This window comes from Streptomyces sp. NPDC026672, from assembly GCF_040638185.1.
Lineage (GTDB): Bacteria > Actinomycetota > Actinomycetes > Streptomycetales > Streptomycetaceae > Streptomyces.
Map to the genome: position 1 here is coordinate 104,153 of NZ_JBEZXS010000027.1, position 18,514 is coordinate 122,666.

General features: G+C 69.6%; 16 protein-coding genes and 1 pseudogene. 15 read left to right on the forward strand and 2 right to left on the reverse strand.

Annotation, left to right across the window (positions count from 1 at the left end; genetic code table 11):
* The first annotated feature begins 57 nt into the window (after nucleotides 1–57).
* The gene (locus AB0F77_RS28300; RefSeq protein ID WP_361954443.1) at nucleotides 58–597 is read left to right on the forward strand and encodes a Pycsar system effector family protein; all 540 of its coding nucleotides are present in this window, start codon (nucleotides 58–60) and stop codon (nucleotides 595–597) included.
* Nucleotides 598–663: 66 nt separating this feature from the next.
* Nucleotides 664–1,595 (forward strand): IS5 family transposase gene (locus AB0F77_RS28305; protein WP_361954490.1). Its coding sequence is split into 2 segments (ribosomal slippage): nucleotides 664–1,041 and nucleotides 1,044–1,595, totalling 930 coding nucleotides; the frame shifts between segments, so codons are not numbered across the junction.
* Nucleotides 1,596–1,978: 383 nt separating this feature from the next.
* On the opposite strand, the gene AB0F77_RS28310 is transcribed toward AB0F77_RS28305, so the two are convergent.
* Entirely contained in the window at nucleotides 1,979–2,614 is a 636-nt protein-coding gene (locus AB0F77_RS28310; protein WP_361954445.1) for a LysE family translocator, read from the reverse strand.
* Nucleotides 2,615–2,704: 90 nt separating this feature from the next.
* Here AB0F77_RS28310 and AB0F77_RS28315 point away from each other — a divergent pair, with 90 nt between their 5' ends.
* From AB0F77_RS28315 to AB0F77_RS28370, 12 genes are all read left to right on the forward strand, one after another.
* Nucleotides 2,705–4,051, forward strand: coding sequence for a PLP-dependent aminotransferase family protein (locus AB0F77_RS28315; RefSeq protein WP_361954447.1), 1,347 nt, complete (start codon nucleotides 2,705–2,707; stop codon nucleotides 4,049–4,051).
* Between the two features lie 495 nt (nucleotides 4,052–4,546).
* Complete coding sequence (locus AB0F77_RS28320; protein WP_361954449.1) at nucleotides 4,547–6,943, forward strand: glycoside hydrolase domain-containing protein; 2,397 nt, start codon at nucleotides 4,547–4,549, stop codon at nucleotides 6,941–6,943.
* Complete coding sequence (locus AB0F77_RS28325) at nucleotides 6,944–7,321, forward strand: hypothetical protein (protein ID WP_361954451.1); 378 nt, start codon at nucleotides 6,944–6,946, stop codon at nucleotides 7,319–7,321.
* The gene (locus AB0F77_RS28330) at nucleotides 7,318–7,989 is read left to right on the forward strand and encodes a hypothetical protein (protein ID WP_361954453.1); all 672 of its coding nucleotides are present in this window, start codon (nucleotides 7,318–7,320) and stop codon (nucleotides 7,987–7,989) included. The genes AB0F77_RS28325 and AB0F77_RS28330 overlap by 4 nt, the downstream gene beginning before the upstream one ends.
* Entirely contained in the window at nucleotides 7,986–8,909 is a 924-nt protein-coding gene (locus tag AB0F77_RS28335) for a hypothetical protein (protein ID WP_361954455.1), read from the forward strand. Before AB0F77_RS28330 ends, AB0F77_RS28335 begins: the two co-directional genes overlap by 4 nt.
* A 13-nt stretch (nucleotides 8,910–8,922) precedes the next feature.
* Entirely contained in the window at nucleotides 8,923–9,420 is a 498-nt protein-coding gene (locus tag AB0F77_RS28340) for a hypothetical protein (RefSeq protein ID WP_361954457.1), read from the forward strand.
* 280 nt (nucleotides 9,421–9,700) lie between these two features.
* Nucleotides 9,701–10,288: a hypothetical protein gene (locus AB0F77_RS28345; protein WP_361954459.1), complete on the forward strand. Its 588-nt coding sequence runs from the start codon at nucleotides 9,701–9,703 to the stop codon at nucleotides 10,286–10,288.
* Nucleotides 10,285–10,968, forward strand: a complete 684-nt coding sequence (locus tag AB0F77_RS28350; RefSeq protein WP_361954461.1) for a hypothetical protein — start codon at nucleotides 10,285–10,287, stop codon at nucleotides 10,966–10,968. Before AB0F77_RS28345 ends, AB0F77_RS28350 begins: the two co-directional genes overlap by 4 nt.
* Entirely contained in the window at nucleotides 10,968–15,629 is a 4,662-nt protein-coding gene (locus AB0F77_RS28355) for a putative T7SS-secreted protein (protein ID WP_361954463.1), read from the forward strand. Before AB0F77_RS28350 ends, AB0F77_RS28355 begins: the two co-directional genes overlap by 1 nt.
* An 11-nt stretch (nucleotides 15,630–15,640) precedes the next feature.
* Entirely contained in the window at nucleotides 15,641–16,195 is a 555-nt protein-coding gene (locus AB0F77_RS28360) for a hypothetical protein (RefSeq protein ID WP_361954465.1), read from the forward strand.
* Nucleotides 16,192–16,815 (forward strand): DUF4291 domain-containing protein, encoded by a 624-nt coding sequence (locus AB0F77_RS28365; protein WP_361954467.1) that lies wholly within the window; start codon nucleotides 16,192–16,194, stop codon nucleotides 16,813–16,815. Before AB0F77_RS28360 ends, AB0F77_RS28365 begins: the two co-directional genes overlap by 4 nt.
* A gap of 124 nt (nucleotides 16,816–16,939) precedes the next feature.
* A complete protein-coding gene (locus AB0F77_RS28370) occupies nucleotides 16,940–17,266 on the forward strand; it encodes a hypothetical protein (RefSeq protein ID WP_361954469.1) in 327 nt (108 codons plus the stop codon).
* 63 nt (nucleotides 17,267–17,329) lie between these two features.
* Here AB0F77_RS28370 and AB0F77_RS28375 read toward each other — a convergent pair whose 3' ends face one another.
* Nucleotides 17,330–17,590, reverse strand: coding sequence for a hypothetical protein (locus tag AB0F77_RS28375; protein WP_361954471.1), 261 nt, complete (start codon nucleotides 17,588–17,590; stop codon nucleotides 17,330–17,332).
* Between the two features lie 284 nt (nucleotides 17,591–17,874).
* Here AB0F77_RS28375 and AB0F77_RS28380 point away from each other — a divergent pair.
* Nucleotides 17,875–18,305: pseudogene (locus tag AB0F77_RS28380) on the forward strand (tyrosine-type recombinase/integrase); the annotation flags it as partial.
* Nucleotides 18,306–18,514 lie beyond the last annotated feature (209 nt).

Here is an 18,514-nt window from a genome sequence, read left to right on the forward strand (position 1 = left end):
CACGGCCGCCCCGCACGTCGGGGCGGCCGCCTGACACCCACGGCAAGGAGGGGAAACATGACTACGCCCGGAGGCGACGCCGACCCGGAAACGGACAACAGCACGGCAACCGGTCGCGGCGCGGATCTTGCCAGGGCCCTGCTGTCCGAGGTCCGCGAGGAACTCGTGAGGGCGGACAACAAGGCGGGCCTCATGCTGGCATCCCTGGGTGCGGCCCTGACCGCCCTGCTCGGCGCGATCGGCAGCGGCATCATCGCCCCACGGCACTACCCGGTGGTGCCGCAGCTCCTTCTCTGGGTGGGCTGCGCCGCCTGCGCACCGGCGCTCGCGCTGCTGGGCCTGGCCGTGCTCCCGAGGCTCGGGCGCCCCCACCACTCCCGAACGCACTACTTCGGTGATGTGAGGCTGGCGACATCGGTGGCACATCTGGAGCAAGAGGTCGGCCGGACAGACCCCGTCTCCCGGGACCTGAACCAGTTGGCGACCCTGTCACAGATCGCCTGGGCCAAGTACCGGTGCATCCGCCACTCGCTGGCCTGGGGCACGGCCTTCCTGACACTCACGCTGCTGGGCATAGTGACGGGCGTGACCGCTTAGGCCGTTTCTGATGGCTCTTGGTGGGCTGGGTGGATCTCGTGGTTGGCCGGGCAGGACGTCCGTATGGTGCGGCGACATGAGCTCACGGACGTGCAGTGGCGGAAGATCGAGCCCCTGCTGCCTGGTAACGGGAAGCCGGGTGGGCAGTGGGCGGATCACCGCAGGGTGATCAACGGGGTGCTGTTCCGGGCGCGGACCGGGGTGCCCTGGCCTGATCTGCCGGAACGGTACGGTCCCTGGCAGACCGTCTACGAGCGTCATCGTCGCTGGTCGGCGGACGGCACCTGGAAGGCCGTCCTGGAGGAACTGCAGATCGAGGCGGATGCCGGCGACCCGGACGGGACGCTCGCCCGCCAGGCGGACCGGCAGGAGTGGGCCGTGAACATCGACTCGACCTCCTGCCGGGCGCATCAGCACGCGGCCGGGGCGCCCCGCAGGCCTCCGGCCGACCACCCGCAAAAGGGGGCGGGGTGCGTGAGGAGGCAGATGGGCGTGAGGCGTTGGGGCGCTCGCGGGGCGGGCTGACCAGCAAGGTCCATCTGCTCTCCGACGACCGGGCGCGCCCGCTGCACTGGCTGACCTCGCCCGGTCAGCGGGGTGACAGCCCGATGTTCGCCCCGGTGCTGGACGGCTTACGCATCCGGCGCCACGGGGCGGGCCGCCCGCGCAGCCGACCGGACCGGGTGCGCGGCGACAAGGCGTACTCCAGCCGGGACAACCGTGCCTACCTGCGACGGCGCGGCATCAAGGCCACCATCGCGCAGCCCGACGACCAACGGGCCCACCGCGGACGCTCCGGCGGCCGGCCCCCGGCCTTCGACAAGGCCCAGTACCGCCACCGCAACGCGGTCGAGCGATGCGTGAACAAGTGGAAGCAGTTCCGCGCGGTGGCCACCCGCTACGACAAGCGGGACTACATCTTCAACGGCACCCTCACCGTCACCGCGATCGTCATCTGGCTCCGCAACACCGTCCAAGAGCCATCAGAAACGGCCTAGCCGCCCCGGATTGTATCGCCCGGTGCTGCGGGTTCCGTCGTTCAGCGGTATCCGCTTTGTGTTCGTGCTGTCGGACGAGCGGGTACTGGCGCGTTACGGCGGGGACGGTGCGCAGATCTGCACCGGATCGGGACCGCCACCTGAACGGGACCGTTGGCACGCCGACCGACGTGTCGCCCTGCATTCAGCGCGAAGTGGACACGTTCCAGACGGCGTTGACCAACCTGCGGATGTGGTCACCGGCGACGAGGTTGTGCGGGGAGCCGAGCTCGATTGCGCCCCTCGCCGAGGCGGGCCAGTCGGGAGGCGGTGAAGTCGACCTCCAGAGCTCCCCAGGTTGTCCTCCAACTGCGCGCCGGTACGGGCGTCGACCACCGGTGCCGTCACGTCACCCCGTCGTCGACGGCGAGCGAGACCGCGAGGCCGCCGAGCACCGTGCCCATCAGCCACCGCTGCGCCCTGAGCCAGGACGGACGGCGGGAGAGGAAGGCGGAGATCGTGCCGGCCGCGAGCACGATCCCGAGGTTGACGCCGATGCTCACGGCAATTTGCACCGAGCCGAGGACCAGCCCCTGGAGCAGGACGTGCCCCCGGTCGAGGTCGACGAACTGCGGGATGAGCGACAGGTACATGAGGGCGATCTTGGGGTTGAGCAGATTGGTCGTCAGCCCCATCGTGAACAGCCGGCGCGGCGAGTCGTACGGCACCCGCCGCGGCGCGAAGACGGAGACGCCGCCCGGCCGCAGCGCGTTCCAGGCGAGGTACGCCAGGTAGGCGGCGCCGGCCAGCTTCACCGCGACGTACAGCTCCGGCACCGCGAGGAAGACCACCGACAGGCCGAGGCCCGCGGCGAGCAGATAGACGAGGAAGCCCAGCGCCACCCCGCCGAGGGAGATCATTCCGGCGCGTCTGCCCTGGGTGACGCTGCGGGAGACGAGGTAGACCATGTTCGGTCCGGGCGTGAGCACCATGCCCAGGGCCACCGCGGCGACCCCGAGCAGGCCGTTGATGTCGACCATGGGCAGCAGCGTAGGAAGCCCTGTGGCTCGGTGCAATAGGGCACGTAAAGGAATATTGCACTCGGTGCAATCCTGTGCTGTGATGCCGGGATGAACGCCGCGAAGGACTACCGGAACGTCGCCGACGAGGTGGCCGCCTCCATCACCGCCGGCACCCTCCGCCCCGGCGACCGCCTGCCCCCGCAGCGCGACTTCGCCCGCCGGCACGGCATCGCCGACTCCACGGCCGCGCGCGTCTACCGGGAACTCGGCCGCCGCGGCCTGACCGTCGGCGAGGTGGGCCGCGGCACCTTCGTCCGCGCCACCGCCCCGGCCGTCGCCCCCGCCCTCACCGAACCCGCCGCCGGCCGGATCGACCTGGAGCTCAACTACCCGGTCGTCCCCGGGCAGAGCGCGCTCCTCGCCGACGGCCTCGCCGGCCTGCTGCGCCCCGACACCCTCGCCGGCGCCCTGCGCCCGGTCGGCGCGACCGGCACCGCCGCGGCCCGCGACTCGGCTGCCGGCCTGCTGACCCGGGGCGACTGGCGCCCCGACCCCGAGCGCGTCCTCTTCGCGGGCAACGGACGGCAGGCCGTCTCCGCCGCCCTCGCCGCCCTGGTCCCGCGCGGCGGCCGGCTCGGTGTCGAGGAGCTGACGTACCCCGTGGTCAAGGCGGTCGCCGCCCGGCTCGGCATCACCCTCGTCCCGCTCGCCCTGGACGGCGCAGGACTCGTCCCCGAGGCCCTGGCACGGGCGCACGCCGAGACCCCCCTCGACGCCGTCTACGTCCAGCCCCGCCTGCACAACCCGCTGGCGCTCTCCATGCCCGCGCACCGCGTCGAGGAACTGGCCGGCGTCCTGCTGCGCCTCGGCCTGCCCGTCGTCGAGGACGCCGTCTGGTCCTTCCTGCACGACGACCTCCCGCCGCTCGCCGCCTACGTCCCCGAGCGCACCGTCCTGATCGACAGCCTCTCCAAGCGGGTGGCACCCGGCCTGACCGTGGGCTTCGCGGTCACCCCCGCCGCCCTGGCCGGCGACGTCACCGCGGCCCTGCGCTCGGGCGGCTGGACCCCGGCGGGCTACGCACTGGAGGCCATGGACCGCTGGCAGCGCGCCGGCACCCTGCGGGCCCTGACGGAGGCCAAGCAGCGCGACGCGGCCCACCGCCAGCGGCTGGCCGCCCGTCACCTCGCGGACTTCACCGTCCGCACCGACCCCCGCTCCTACCACTGCTGGTGGGAACTCCCGCCGCCCTGGCGCGCGGACACCTTCGTGGCCGCCGCCGCCCGCCAGGGCATCGCGGTCGTCCCCTCGGCGGCGTTCACGGCATCCCCGCACCAGGCCCCCAACGCCGTGCGCCTGGGCCTGGCGACCCCGCACCCCGACACCCTCGACCGGGCCCTGACGACCCTGACGGCACTGGCCCGTTCACGGCCCGAGGACCTCGTCGCCGACTAGGCGGACGGCCGAAACGGCTTGATCCATACGCCTCGCGCCCACCGCCCCCCGACGGCATCGGGCGTCAATTCCCCAGCTCTCCAGGGAAATCGGCCGACCGGGGACCGCACGCGGAGGGTCGCCGCTTTCCGGCCACTTCTGGCTCGGTTCGGAAAACGTCCTTGATCGACAAGATTGGTCCATGCCTATAGTGACCCACCGGTAAGGCGGCCCGGTGGGCCCGCCGCACAGGCTCATCAACGACGGGGGGTCGTCGCCTTGGGGGGAAGCGTCGTCGTGCCGGGCACCGTGCCGCCCGTCTCCGCGGGATCGGCCCCGCCCCCGGTCCTCCGCCCGTCGCGGCACCCCTGACGCCGGACGGTCCGGCACTCGCACGCAGCACTCGCACGCAGCACTCGCACCCAGCACTCTCCCCGGACGGGGCCGCACTGTCGCGCCCGTCCGCTCCCGTACGCGTTTCCTCGTGAACTCCGCCTGCTGAAGGAGAGCCGCTCCATGGCCGACGAGAAGGTTCTTGCTGCCCAGAAATGGGTGAACGCCACCTACGGCACCGTGTCCGGCTACGTGCGGTGCCCCGAGGACGGCCGCACCGGCTGGGCCACCATGTACAGCCTCACCATGGGCCTCCAGCGCGAGCTGGGGATCAGCCCCGTCGTCGCCAACTTCGGCGCCGGCACGCTCTCCAAGCTCGCCGCCCTCGGCACCATCGGCATCGGCTGGAACAAGAACAAGAACATCGTCACGATCCTGAGGCACGGCCTGTTCTGCAAGGGCTACTGGGGAGGCGACACAGGCGTCGAGTCCTACGACCCCGTGGCGGCCTCCTCCGTCGACCAGTTGAAGGGCAACATGGGCCTCGCCCAGGACGGCGGAGTCGTCCAGGCCAAGGTCTTCAAGGCGATCCTCAACATGGACGCGTACGTCGTGCTCGCCGGCGGCACCGACAAGGTGAGGTCCATCCAGCAGTGGCTCAACGGGCGTTACTGGTCCCGCAGCAACTTCTCCGTCGGACCCGCCGACGGGCACTACTCCCGTGACGTCCAGCAGGCGCTGATGAAGGCCATCCAGCTCGAACTGGGCATCCCGGAGGACCAGGCGACCGGCAACTTCGGCGACGGCACCAAGGCCGGCCTCAGGTCCCACACCGTCGGACCGGGTTCGTCGGGCATCTTCATGCAACTGTTCTCCGCCGCCTGCGTGTTCAACGAACCCGTGCCGAGCGCGCCCGAGGACGACCAGCGGACCCACTTCACCGACGGCTGGGACTCGGACGTCGAGGGCTGGGTGCGGGGCTTCCAGGAGTTCTCCGCCTTCCCGTCCCCGGTCTCCGGCCGGGGCGACTACCAGACCTGGGCCCAGCTCCTCGTCTCCATGGGCGACCCCGACCGCCCGGCCGACGCCTCCGACACCGCCTACACGATCACCCCGTCACGCGGCGCGCGCATGTACGCCGACGGCTACCGCTACGTCGGCAGGTACCTCAACGAGGCGTCCGGCGGCGGCGGTTCGAAGATGCTCGAAGAGGGTGAGCTGGAGGACATCTTCGGCAGCGGGCTCAAGGTCTTCCCGATCTTCCAGGACAACGGCCGCAGCCTGGCCGAGTACAAGTGGGGCAACGGCTACGCCCACGGCCGGCTGGCCCACGACCAGGCCGTGCACTTCGGCTTCAACCGGGGCACCGTCATCTACTTCGCCGTCGACTACGACGCCACGGTCGAGGACATGCCCCAGATCCTGGACTACTTCCAGGGCGTGACCTCGGGCCTGGCATCCAAGGGCAAGCGCTACCTCCACGGCGTGTACGGCTCGCGCAACGTGTGCGCGCAGGTGACGCAGGAGACCTACGCCGCGTACTCCTTCGTGTCCGGCATGTCCTGGGGGTTCTCCGGCAACCTCGGCTTCCCGCTGCCGCTGAACTGGTCCTTCAACCAGATCAAGGAGTACCAGGTCACCAACGGCAGCGACACGTTCGCCCTGGACCGCGACGTGCACCGGCCGGGGTCCGACGACGGCCAGTGGGACGTCAACCGGACCGTGTCGCCCGCCGGCGACCTCATCGCCGACATCGACCAGCTGTACAACCTGGCCGAGAGCTACGGCCAGGGCGATCCGAACCGGCTCGTCTGCGACTTCTACCGCCAGCTCCGGTACGCGGGACTGGACTGGAAACTCCTCGTCGGCGACGTCGACCGGTCGTTCATCAACTATGCGAAGGACCACGGCGCCGAGCTGAGGTCCGACTTCACCGACCCGTTCACGGGCCAGGTCATGGGTCCCCAGCACATGCTGGCCACCGCGGGCGGACACCTGGCCCGGCCCCCGGCGGACGACCTCGGCACGGCCAACGAGGGCGACGTCGCCGGCTGGGCCGGAGACCTCATGACGTTCTACGGCGAGTGGCGCCGCGACAGCGACTCCTACGCCTCCGGCCACACCTACTGCACCGAACGCCTCGGCAAGCCCGAGGTGACCTCCTCCTTCGGCTTCGGCGACCTCCTGGAGGACGTCGACGGATTCCTCCTGGCCCAGCGGATGCGGGTGGACAAGGTGCCCATCAACACGGCGATCCGCGACCACTATGAGAAGACCGGTGGAGTGACCCGCTTCCGGGACTACCTCACCGAGCGGTTCGGCGGCTCGACGACGGTGGCCACCGACGCCGCGTTCGACGTCCTCACGACGCCGAACAACCTCATCGCCGTCGGCCGCACGAAGCTCGTGATCAGCACGGCCGGAGCGGCCGTCGTCCTGCCCAACCTGTTCCCGCCGGACCAGCTGAGGGAGTACTGCCGGGGCTTCGCGGACAGCCTCGCCTCCCGCGCGGGAATGGAGGCCCGCAGCCGCGCGAAGCTCCTCGCCAACCACCGGGAACTCTTCCGCAGGGCGACCTGAATGAGCAGCTGGGTCATCGCCGCGGTTATCGTCGTGCTCGGCTCGACATGTCTCAGGTTCCGCACCGGAAGACGCCTGCGCAGCATCGCCGTCGCGGGTGTCGTCGTGGGAGTCCTGAGCTATGTGTCCGGCGCGGTCGACGTCGTGTTCGCCGACCCGGCCCGCATGTGTGACCCGCCCTCCTGGCCCCGGCCCGACTGGGACCGCTTCGACTACGGCTTCCTCCCGCCCCACGCCACCTGCCGCTGGGACGACGGACGCACGTACGAGCTCGTCGCGCCCTGGGTCGACCCCCTGCTCCTCATCAGCATCAGCCTGACCGTCGTCTGCGCGATCGCGGCGGTGGCCGGGCACCACCGGAAGGGAGACGCATCATGAGCGATGCGCCCAGCACCGCGCTCACCCGCCGCCGCGCTCTCGGCCTGGGCGCCGGCCTCGTCGCCGGCGCGGCCCTCTGGGACGGCGGCACCACGACGGCGAGCGCCGCCGGCCGAACGTGGCGGAGCGGCACCACCGCCAACGGCTGGCCCGTCGTCGACGACGCCCCGAGCCACCGGGTCGAGGGCGCCTGCGGCGTCGAGGTGCCCCTGCTCGACGGCGACGTGGCCACCGTGCTGCTCTACGTGGCCCGCAGGTTCACCTACGAGATCGACATGCTGCGGCCCGGCGACGTCCAGGGGCACACCACCGACCGGCACACGGGCGCGGCCTTCGAGTCGAACCGTCTCTCCGGGACGGCCGTCACGATCCGTCCCCTCTTCTATCCGCTCGGCGCGCAGCGGGACACGGGCATGTCGGAGCAGGAGCGCACCGTGGTGCGCGACATCCTCGCCGACTGCGCCGGTGTCGTCGCCTGGGGCGGTGACCTGAAGCCGGTCAAGGAGTCCCACTTCCAGATCGACGTACCGCCCGGGGACGCGCGGCTGTCCGCCCTGGCCGCCCGGGTCCGCGGCTGGAACGACACCCCGGGGCAGGGCGCCGGGACCATCGACGCGTTCGCCCCGGCCCGGGTCCGCCGGGCCGGGAAGGCGACGGCGGCGCGATGAGGACGAGGGCCGTGGCCGTCGCCGCCGGGGCGACGCTGTGCCTGCTGCTGACGGCGTGCGACACGGCAGGGTCCGCCGCGCCGTCGGCGGACGTGCGGCGCGGTGGGGGCGCGGCCGAGGCGGACCGGAGCGACTGGCCCGAGGCGGTCGTCGGCGCGGGGCTCGCCAAGGGGCTCGCGCTGCCGGTCGAACCGTACCTGGAGACCTATCCGCAGCTCGTGGAGATCCAGCGGGCGCAGCTCGCGGTGCAGCGGACGTGCATGTCCGGGTTCGGGCTGCGCTTCGACCCGCCGCGGCCCGGCCTGCATCCGCCCTCGGTCGGCTACAACGCGGCGAACATGAAACGCCGTTACGGCCTCACCGATCCCGACGAGGCGAGACGGTACGGGTACCGGCCGCCGCCCGAACCCCACGGCCCCGCGACCCCGTACGAGGTGAAGGGCGCGGCCGAGAACCTGGTGTACGACCTCTCGGTCCCCCGGGGGAAGCCCGTCCCGGCCACCTACGAGGGCCGCCCGATCCCGCGGGGCGGCTGCGCCGGACTGTCGGAACGGGAGATCGGCCGCTTCGACGAGAACCTCCCGGCCAAGATCAACACGGACAGCTTCGAGCAGTCCCGCACGGACCCCGCGGTCATGGCCGTCGACAAGAAGTGGTCCGCCTGCATGCGGGCGAAGGGCTTCGAGGCGGCCACACCGCTGGAGGCCCTGAACCGGGCCAGCGCCGCGGGGTTCCCCGACGACGGCCTGCCCATGGCCGTGGCCGACGTGGCCTGCAAGGAGTCCACAGACCTGGTCCGCGTCAACTTCGAGGCCGAGTCCGGCCTGCAGAAGGCGGCCCTGGAGAAGAACCGGCTCGCACTCGACGAGCTGAGGACGAAGAACGAGGCGGTCGTGAAGAAGGCCGCCCGGTACCGGTAGAGAGGGAAGGTCCATGCGTTCGCTCACCCGCGCTCTCAGCGCCACGGTCACGACGACGATCGCCGCCGTCGCGGCCGTCGGCCTGGCCGCTCCGTCCGCCTCGGCGGCGAACTACTCCTCCGACGAGTGCTCGGCGTCGGGCAACAACCGCTGCTTCACCCTGTTCTACAACTCCCAGGCCGGCGCGATCTTCGCCAGCTCCTGCTTCGTCGCCAACCGGGACCTCCCCGACCTCGCGGGAGGCCCGTCCGGCAACGGCACGACGTACTACAACTACGTGTTCGACGCCCGGGACCTGATCACCAACGACCTCGGCTACTGCGACAACGGCAGCGGCAGCGGCCAGCCGGTGAAGAACAACGCGGCGGCCGGCTCCAACACCCTCGGAAGCACCGTCCGCGTCTACTACAACTCCGGCTACGGCGGCCCCTACCAGAGCTTCGCCCCCGGCGAGATCAAGAACCTCAACTCCCAACTGAAGAACGAGAACGCGTCTTTGAACATCGTCTGACCTGGGGGGTCGACAGGGGAAGCACCAGGGAACCACGGGGGGCCAGGCCACGGGGGCCGGTGGTGACGAGGGACCGGGGCACGGGGGCCCGGTGGTGACGAAGGACCGGGGCACAGCGGCCCGGTGATCACGGGGGTACGGGTGCGGCGGCGCGCCGAGCACACAGCTCACGCCCGCCGCACCCGTCGCGCCCACGCCCACACACCGAACCGAGCCGGATGGAGCCGGACGGAGCGTGCCAGGGTTGTCGCTTCTCGGCGCGGTGGTGATGATGGGCCGTATGTCTGAACACGGGGGCGGAACGGACGAGTCGCCTCGGGGCGACGTCGTGAGGTCGCGGTTGTACGACTACGTGGAGACGGGGCCGCCGTCACCGTCGCCGTCACTTCCGGACCCCGGCCGGGAGACCGAAGCGGTCGACACGGTCGACGAGGCGGCGAACGAGGCCGGCAGAGTCGACGAAGTCAGGTCGCGCAGACGGGAGTTCGCCGCTCTCCTCGGTGAGTTCCGTCGCACGCCGGTGCTCGTCCCGCTGGGTGAGGGCCCCGGCCCGGATTCCGAACGTGGTCTGCTGACGGCCGACTTGAACGGCATCCGTTTCCTCCTGGCGTTCTCGGACGAGGCGGCGTTGGCCCGTTACGCGGTCGCGCGCGGTGGGGCGGCGCGGGAGTGGACGTACCAGACGGTCCTGGGCGCGCGTCTGCTGGACGTGGCGGTGCCGGCGGCCGGGGTGCCGTGCGGGGTGGCGCTGGACTGCGCGGACGGTGCGGACGGTGTGGTGTTCCCGCCGGTGCGGGGGATCGTGCCGGACGGGGTGGCGCTGGACTTCGACGTGGACGCGGACGCCTGGACGGGGGATGCGGGATGACCGACGGCGGCGAGGACCTGAGGACGGCCGGTCTCGGCCTGATCGCCAAGGGACTGACCGAGGCGCTGGGGGAGCTGAAGGAACTCGGGATGGTGGGCGAGGCCGGGGCCGGGCGCGGCTTCAGCGGCATCGCCCTGTCCGGGCTCGAACTGGGCCACGACGGGCTGATGGGGGAGTTCACGTCCTTCTGCGAGCGCTGGGAGTGGGGGGTCCGGGCGCTGATCGCCGAGGGCAACGGCTTCGCAGTGAAGACGGGGCTGGCGGCGGGCACGTACTACGAGAACGACAAGTACGTCGAGGGCACCTTCAAGGTCGTCACCAACGCCGCCATCGGCAATCCGTACGCCTCGGAGGAGGACGTCGAGAAGATGGGCTGGGGCGACATCGCGACGTCCGGTGTGTACGGGGGCGACGTGGACTACAGCAAGGAGTCCTTCGACCGTGCCATGGCCAACAGCGAGCAGGGCTGGAAGGACGCCGGGCGGGACGTGATGACCTCGCACACCCTCGGCCCCGCGGGTCTCAACCCCGAGAACCTGCACGGTGCGCTGGGGGTCTCGGACCAGCAGTACGACCAGTTCCTCGACGACACCTTCGGCCCGTCCCCCGAAGCCCGGGCGGAGGCCGCCGACGGCGCCGGGGGCACGGACGCCGCCGGGGAGCGGGGCGGTGAGGGCTGATGGGGCTCGGTGATCTGACCAACTCGCTGCTGGGCGGTGCCGAGGACCTCTACGACGCGGGCCGGAAGAAGGTCGGCGAAGGTGTCGACTGGGCCACCGACAAGGTGGGCGAGGGACTGGACCACGTCGGTGCGCACGACTGGGCCGACAGCGTGGAGGACTGGGGCGACGAGGTCGCCTCCGACCTGGGGGCCACCCCGGGGGAGCAGCAGCTCGGGCAGACCGAGGAGCCCGATGAACTCGTCCACGGCAAACCGGACCGCATCCTTGAGAGCGCGAAGCACCTGCGGGACTTCAACAGCGCTTTCGACAAGGTGGGTTCGGGTCTGAAGAAGGTCGACTCCGCGGGCTGGACGGGCGAGGGCGGGGACGCCTTCCGCAAGAAGTTCGGGGTGCATCCCGCCAAGTGGGCGCAGGCGGCGGACGCGTGCGAGGCGGCGGCGGGTGCGCTGGAGTCGTACGCGGGCACCGTCAAGTGGGCGCAGGGCCAGGCCAAGGAAGCCGTCGAGCTGTACAAGAAGGGCGTGAAGGCGTCCAAGGACGCGACCGACGCGTACAACAACAAGGTCGACGCCTACAACGCGAAGATCAAGGCGAACGAGGACCCGGGCCCGAAGCCCGAGCCGTTCGAGGACCCCGGCAAGGCCGACATCAAGGCGGCCGCCGAGAAGCTCGCCGAGGCCCGCAAGCAGCGCAACACCGCCGGGTCCGAGGCCCAGGGCAAGGTGAAGGCGGCCCTGGCGCACGCTCCGGCCGAGCCACCGCCGCTGGAGCGGCTGGGCAGCGACTTCGTCGACGGCTACCAGGCCGTCAACACCGAGCTCACCCATGTCGTAGGGGGCGCGCTGAAGGGCACGGCGGGCCTGCTGAACTTCGCCCGCGGCCTGAACCCCACCGACCCCTACAACCTGACCCATCCGGCCGACTACCTGCAGAACGTCAGCATGACACTGTCCGGCCTGGTCTCGACGGCGGCCCACCCGGAGCGGGTCGTCCAGGCCGCGGTGGACGGCTTCAAGAAGGACCCGTCCGAGTTCGTCGGCCGCCTCATCCCGGAGCTGATCGGCACCAAGGGCGCGGGGCTGGCACGGGGCGGGCTGCGACTCGGCCTGCGTACGGGTTTGAAGAACGGTCTTGAAGAAGGAGCCGAGGCCGGAGTCCGGCGTGAGGCGCGTGCGGCGGCCGAAAGGGAACCCCAAGCCGTCGCCCGGGTGGAGAAGGACAAGGTCTGCGTCGACGATCCCGTCGACGTAGCCACCGGCCGCATGATCCTCGCGCAGACGGATCTCGCCATGCCGGGTTCGCTACCGCTGGTGTTCACTCGTACCTTCGAATCCTCGTATCGGGCCGGGCGATGGTTCGGGATTTCCTGGGCGAGCACCCTCGATCAGCGGTTGGAGATCGACGTACAGGGTGTGGTGCTCGTCGCTGAGGACGGCAGCATCCAGACCTACCCGCATCCGGCACCGGAAGTTCCGGTGTTGCCCGCTCACGGTCGGCGTCGGCCCCTCGTGCGGACACCCGACGGGTTCACCGTCACCGACCCGGAGTCCGGCCACGTCAGGCACTTCACCGACGACGGCCGTCTCGTGCAGGTGGATGATCGCAACGGGGGATGGATCGCCTACGACTACGACGGTGACGGGGTGCCGACCGGTATCCGGCACAGCGGCGGGTACGAGGTCCGGATCACCGTCCGGCAGGGCCGGATCGCGTCGTTGTCCCTCGCCGACGGAACCCGGATCCTGGACTACGGGTACCGTGACGGTCACCTCACCGAGGTCGTCAACTCCTCAGGCAAACCGTTGCGTTTCGGATACGACGACGAGGCCCGCATCGTGTCGTGGACGGACACGAACGGTCACTGTTTCGACTACGTCTATGACGAACGGCATCGTTGCGTCAGCCAGTCCGGTAGCGAAGGGCACGTCAACTCCCGTTTCCGCTACGAGGAGGGGACGACCACCGTCCAGAGCGGCCTCGGTCACGTGCGTCGGTACGGCATCGACACCCGGGCGCACGTCGTCTCCGAGACCGATGCGAACGGTGCGACGACGTACTTCGCGCGTGACGGGTTCAACCGGTTGGTGCGCCGGACCGATCCGCTGGGACGGACCACGGCGGTCGAGTACGACGGCGAGGGCCGGGTCACCGTGGTCACGCGTCCGGACGGCCGGAGCACGACCGTGGAGTACAACGTTCTCGGGCTGCCCGTTCTGGTGACGCGACCCGACGGGTCGAGAGTCAGGCGGGAGTATGACGAGCGGGGCAACCTCACGTCGGTCACCGGCCCGTCCGGCACGTTCGGGTTCACCTATGACCCCCGTGGGCACGTGGCGTCGACGACCGACCCGGCGGGCCGCACCACACGAATCAGGTGCAACGAGGCCGGTCTGCCGGTCGAGACCGTGGCCCCGTCCGGTGGTGTCACCCGTCACACCTACGATGCCTTCGGCCGACCCGTGTCCGTCACCGGCCCACTGGGCGAGACCACTCGTCTGACGTGGAGTGCGGAGGGACGTCTGTTGCGCCGGACGGATCCCGATGGCGGCGCACACGAGTGGGCGTACGACGGTGAGGGGAACGTACTCGCCCATGTCGGCCCCGACGGCGCCCGGACATCGTACGAGTACGGTGCCTTCGACCGTCTGACGGCACGGACGGAACCGGACGGCGCCCGTTTCGAGTTCGATCACGACATCGATCTGCGATTGCGACGTGTCGTCGACCCCCGAGGTCTGACGTGGATGTACACCTACGATCCCAGTGGCCGACTCACGTCCGAGACCGACTTCGACGGCAGGACGCTGCACTACGCCTACGACCCGGCGGGTCAACTGACCGCCCGCACCAATGCGGCCGGCCAGACGGTGCACTACGCCTATACCGCCATCGGACAGCTCGCCCGCAAGGACGTGGGCGGGGCCGTCACGTCGTACGAGTACGACTTCTTCGGCGAGCTGACGCGCGCGAGCGGTCCGGACGTGACACTGACCCGCCTTCGTGACCGGTCGGGCCTGCTGCGGTCGGAGACCGTCGACGGCCGCGCGCTGACCTTCGACTACGACGAACTCGGCCGTGTCACACGCCGCACGACGCCCACGGGTGCCGTGAGCGAGTTGAGCTACGACCTGGTGGGCGCGCCGGCCGGTTTGATGGCGTCGGGGCACACACTCACGTTCCGGAATGACGGCGCGGGCAGGGAACTGGCCCGCATCTTCGGCCCGGTGACCCTCTCGCACGACCTGGACGTCTTGGGCCGGCCGGTCGAGCAATGGCTCACCGGTCCGGACGGCCATGTCCTGCGGCAGCGTGGTTACCAATATCGCCCGGACGGCCATCTGGTGGCTGTGGAGACCGGCGGGGAGCGTCGCGACTTCACCCTGGACGCGGTCGGCCGGGCCACTGCTGTGACGGCTTCCGACTGGGAGGAGACGTACACCTACGACGCCGCCGGGAACCAGACCGAAGCCTCGTGGCCGGATTTTCACCCCGACGCCGCGGCGGCCACCGGACGCCGCACATATGACCGGAACGGATTGGTCTCGGCGGGAAGGCTGCACTACGAGTACGACGCACAGGGCCGCGTCACACTGCGCCGCAAGGACCGATTGTCCCGCAAGCCGGACACCTGGCGCTTCACCTGGGACGCCGAGGACCGGCTGACCGGTCTGACGACACCCGACGGCACCGTGTGGCGGTACCTCTACGACCCGCTGGGGCGTCGCACCTCCAAGCAACGGCTGTCCGTTGATGGCGAGGTCGTGGAGGAGACCCTTTTCACCTGGGAGGGTTCGGTCCTGTGTGAGCAGACCACGGTCTCCCGGGAGAGTCCGGGCGCGGTCGTCCTCACCTGGGACCATCGGGATCTCCATCCGGTGGCACAGAGGGAACGCCTGCTGTCCGCGTCCCAGGAGGAGATCGACAGCCGCTTCTTCGCCGTTGTCACGGATCTGGTGGGTACCCCCACCGAACTCGTCGACGAACGTGGGGCCATCGCCTGGCGGACACGCACGACACTGTGGGGGCTGACGACCTGGAACCGGGATGCGAGCGCCTACACGCCGCTGCGTTTTCCGGGCCAGTACTTCGATCCCGAATCGGGGCTGCACCACAATGTCTTCCGCACGTACGACCCCGAGAGCGCACGGTATCTGTCGCCCGATCCCCTGGGCCTTGCCCCCGCGCCCAATCCCGCCGCGTACGTGCGCAACCCGCTCACATGGTCCGACCATCTGGGCCTGGCACCGGACCAGTGCACCGTCACGGTCTACCGCAAACAGACGCAGCACCCGCTCAGCCAGCGGGTGCACGTGGACGAGAACGGCAATGTCACCGTCACTGGAAACAACCAGCTCTACGTCAACATGAGCGGTGACATCAAGCATACGATTGAATTCCGTGGCGACGGGGGCCAGATCGTCTCATTCGAAGTGCCAAAGGGTTTTGTCGAAGACATACGCCGCGAAGCGGTGCCGCAGAAGCAACCGGACGGGTTGGGCTTCACGAAGCAGGAATGGAAGCAGCTGAAGAAGTACTACCCGGAGATTTCGGACCCCACGATGGGTCCTGACCTGTACGGTTTGCCCGGCGACGTGATCGAGAAAATGCGGAAAGTCATCATTCCCGGTTCTGGTAGAATCGTGCAGGATTTTGAATGAAAGTGGGAAATGTGCTGCACGAGATCGAGGGTGTGGAGCAGGAATTTGCGCGGGTTTCCGGGCGGCCGGAAATTGACCCCGACGTACCTGTCCTCGCCCATGTCACAGTGACCCCGAATGGTGATCCGCAGGTATATGCCGACAGGCTGCGCCAGGTTTTCGCGGCTGTGTTCGCGCTGGCCGCGGAGGCGGATTTCGACGAAGGCGATGTGCCCGTGGGCATGATCCCGGACTGGTTCGTCCAGGTTTGTGGGGGCGGGGACGTCGAGGTGTTCGCCAGTGAGGGGCGGGCGCGTTACACGGAACGCACCGGTGACGGACCCTGGGAGCTCCAGGACTGGCTTTCCCGGTTCGATCCCGAACTGGAGGCCAGGGGCTGGGCGTTCTGGGACCTCACACGTTCCGCCGACGACAGAGGCCGGCTGAACCTGTGGCTGGACACCTGGGGGGAGCCGTTCTTCTCCTGGGAGGAATTGCGCTGGCTGCTCTATACCTGTGGTGCACGGTCCGTCGCCGACCCCGTGGTGAGCGGGTCCGACGCCTGGGCGCGGGAACGGTCCGCATGAGCGGCACGCCGCCCTCGCGTCAGATCCGCGCGGTGTTCGATGACGAGGTCCTCACGGTTTATCAGGCATACGGGGACCGGATCGCCGAGCCCGCCCTTCGTCGAGGCACCTTCGTGGATCCGTTCAAACGGTCCCGCATGACATGGATCAAGCCGTCCTTCCTCTGGATGATGTACCGCTGTGGTTGGGCGACCAAGCCCGACCAGGAGCGGGTGCTTGCCATCGAGATCACCAGGGAGGGCTTCGAATGGGCCCTCGCCAACGCCTGTCTCAGCCATTTCGACCGTACTCACCACGCCACCGAGGACGCTTGGCGTCAGGCACTGCGCACCAGCCCGGTCCGGGTCCAGTGGGACCCCGAGCGTGACCTCGGGCTGAACCCGTTGTCCCACCGCGCCATCCAGATCGGGCTGTCGGGAGAGGCAGTGGACCGGTACGTGGATGACTGGATCACCGCGGTCCGGGACGTGACGCCGCTCGCCCACGAGGTGCACGCGGCGGTGAGCGCGGGCGACATCGAGACGGCCCGTGGACTGTTGCCCGTCGAACGGCCGTATCCGCTCACCGACGACCTCGTGGGCCGGATCGGGAGATCGAGAATCACCGGACTCGCTGACTGACCGGGCTCTGGACGTGCTGCTCAAGAAGCGCAAGGACGTCATCGGTGAGCTTGATCGTCTCAACGGATTCCTGCATTCGATCGGGGCGAACTGACAAAGCGGTGCAGGCGCATGTGGAGACATCGTGCTTTCGGATGTCGTGGACAAGGCGAAGTCGGTCGAGGACCTGGAGGGAGTCGGGTGGCCCGAACCACCGGGTGCCAGCACGTCTCTGGTCCGCGGCGTGCACACGCTGAGGAAGCGCCCCGTCGAAGCCCGCCCCGGAGGAGGCCCCACCGGCTGGTACGACGACCTCCTGTCGGCGGTCCTCACCCGGAAGGAACCGGTGTGGAGGTCCGCCCCGGACTGGGCCCGCCACCTGAACGAGACCGTTGCCATGCTGACCGACGTGTCCCCCTACCTCCAGCGCGAAGTGGACACGTTCCAGGCGGCGTTGACCGACCTGCTGTGACCGACCTGCTGTGATCGATCGCGGCGCTCGCGCGCCACACACCGCGGGCCCCGGCCCCGGACGTCAGCGGCGAGTCTCGATCTTCAGTTCGCCCGCGGTCACCCTGCGGATGTGGTCACCGGCGAGCAGGTCGTGCGGGGCGCCGAGCTCGATCGCGCCGGCCTCGTCGAGGCGGGCCAGCTGGGAGGCGGGGATGTCGACCGGAAAGGTGGGCGCCGACTTTGGTAGAGAGGCGGGGATCGCGGCGCTGAGCTGGGGCTTCGAGGCCCGGTCAAGTTGCTGGCAACTCAACCGCGCCCGCCTCGTCGTCCGTATATCAGTCACGACGACGGGGTCGTCGACTGATCAGTCGTGCGTGTGTCTAGCTGAACCCGGCCTCAGCCACGCTAGTGAGGCCGGCGACTAGAGCAAGCCATGACGGCCAGCTGATGACTGCGATGCTCGGGCGTCAGTTTGGGAAGTTGAGGTGATCAAGGGTCGCTGCAGGGCTGACCTGTAGTGGATGGATGTCGACGTCTGGGGTGGGTCCGTTGGCCCCCGGTGTTCCTCGTGGTTCTCAGTAGGATCCGGCACGCGTCTGGGGAGACCTCTTCGTCTCAAACTGATGGTCCCGGCGCACTCTGGTCCTGCCGGTGTGCTGCGTCGAAGCTCTCTGGCGGCAGTTCGAGGATCAGGCCTGGGATCGGCTCGCCGCCGATGATGCCTGGGAGGAACACGGCCTCGTCTTCTCCTCGGCCGTGGGCAAGCCGCTCGACGCCGCCAACGTCCGCCGTGCGCTCAAGGACGTCGACGGGGTCGATGCCGCCGAGTGGACCCCCGGGAGCTCCGGCACAGCTTTGTGTCGCTGCTCTCCGACCGGGGCGTCCCGCTGGAGGAGAACTCCCGACTCGTCGGGCACTCGGGTACGGCGGTCACCGAGGAGGTCTACCGGAGGCAGATCCGGCCCGTGATCCAGACCGGCGTCGTGGTCACGGACGGCATCTTCAAGCGGGGCCCGGAGCGGTATTACGCAGATAGACACGCACACGAAATCAGGTGAGGCACCTAGGAACGTTCCTAGGTGCCTCACCTGGTGTTACAGCTGTCGGGGTGGCGGGATTTGAACCCACGACCTCTTCGTCCCGAACGCGATCAAGCTCTCCTGACCTGGCTTAGAAGCTGTTGTCTTTTCGGGCGTGATCGGTGCGTTTCCGCTGGTCGGGGATAGCAGTGGTGATTCCGTGGGAGTCGTGACCTGTCGGGTCGTCG

Coding starts and splice junctions, on each gene's coding strand:
- AB0F77_RS28345 (WP_361954459.1), top strand. CDS start 9,701: ATGTCTGAACACGGGGGCGGAACGGACGAGTCGCCTCGGGGCGACGTC.
- AB0F77_RS28315 (WP_361954447.1), top strand. CDS start 2,705: ATGAACGCCGCGAAGGACTACCGGAACGTCGCCGACGAGGTGGCCGCC.
- AB0F77_RS28300 (WP_361954443.1), top strand. CDS start 58: ATGACTACGCCCGGAGGCGACGCCGACCCGGAAACGGACAACAGCACG.
- AB0F77_RS28340 (WP_361954457.1), top strand. CDS start 8,923: ATGCGTTCGCTCACCCGCGCTCTCAGCGCCACGGTCACGACGACGATC.
- AB0F77_RS28330 (WP_361954453.1), top strand. CDS start 7,318: ATGAGCGATGCGCCCAGCACCGCGCTCACCCGCCGCCGCGCTCTCGGC.
- AB0F77_RS28335 (WP_361954455.1), top strand. CDS start 7,986: ATGAGGACGAGGGCCGTGGCCGTCGCCGCCGGGGCGACGCTGTGCCTG.
- AB0F77_RS28310 (WP_361954445.1), bottom strand. CDS start 2,614: ATGGTCGACATCAACGGCCTGCTCGGGGTCGCCGCGGTGGCCCTGGGC.
- AB0F77_RS28365 (WP_361954467.1), top strand. CDS start 16,192: ATGAGCGGCACGCCGCCCTCGCGTCAGATCCGCGCGGTGTTCGATGAC.
- AB0F77_RS28320 (WP_361954449.1), top strand. CDS start 4,547: ATGGCCGACGAGAAGGTTCTTGCTGCCCAGAAATGGGTGAACGCCACC.
- AB0F77_RS28325 (WP_361954451.1), top strand. CDS start 6,944: ATGAGCAGCTGGGTCATCGCCGCGGTTATCGTCGTGCTCGGCTCGACA.
- AB0F77_RS28355 (WP_361954463.1), top strand. CDS start 10,968: ATGGGGCTCGGTGATCTGACCAACTCGCTGCTGGGCGGTGCCGAGGAC.
- AB0F77_RS28350 (WP_361954461.1), top strand. CDS start 10,285: ATGACCGACGGCGGCGAGGACCTGAGGACGGCCGGTCTCGGCCTGATC.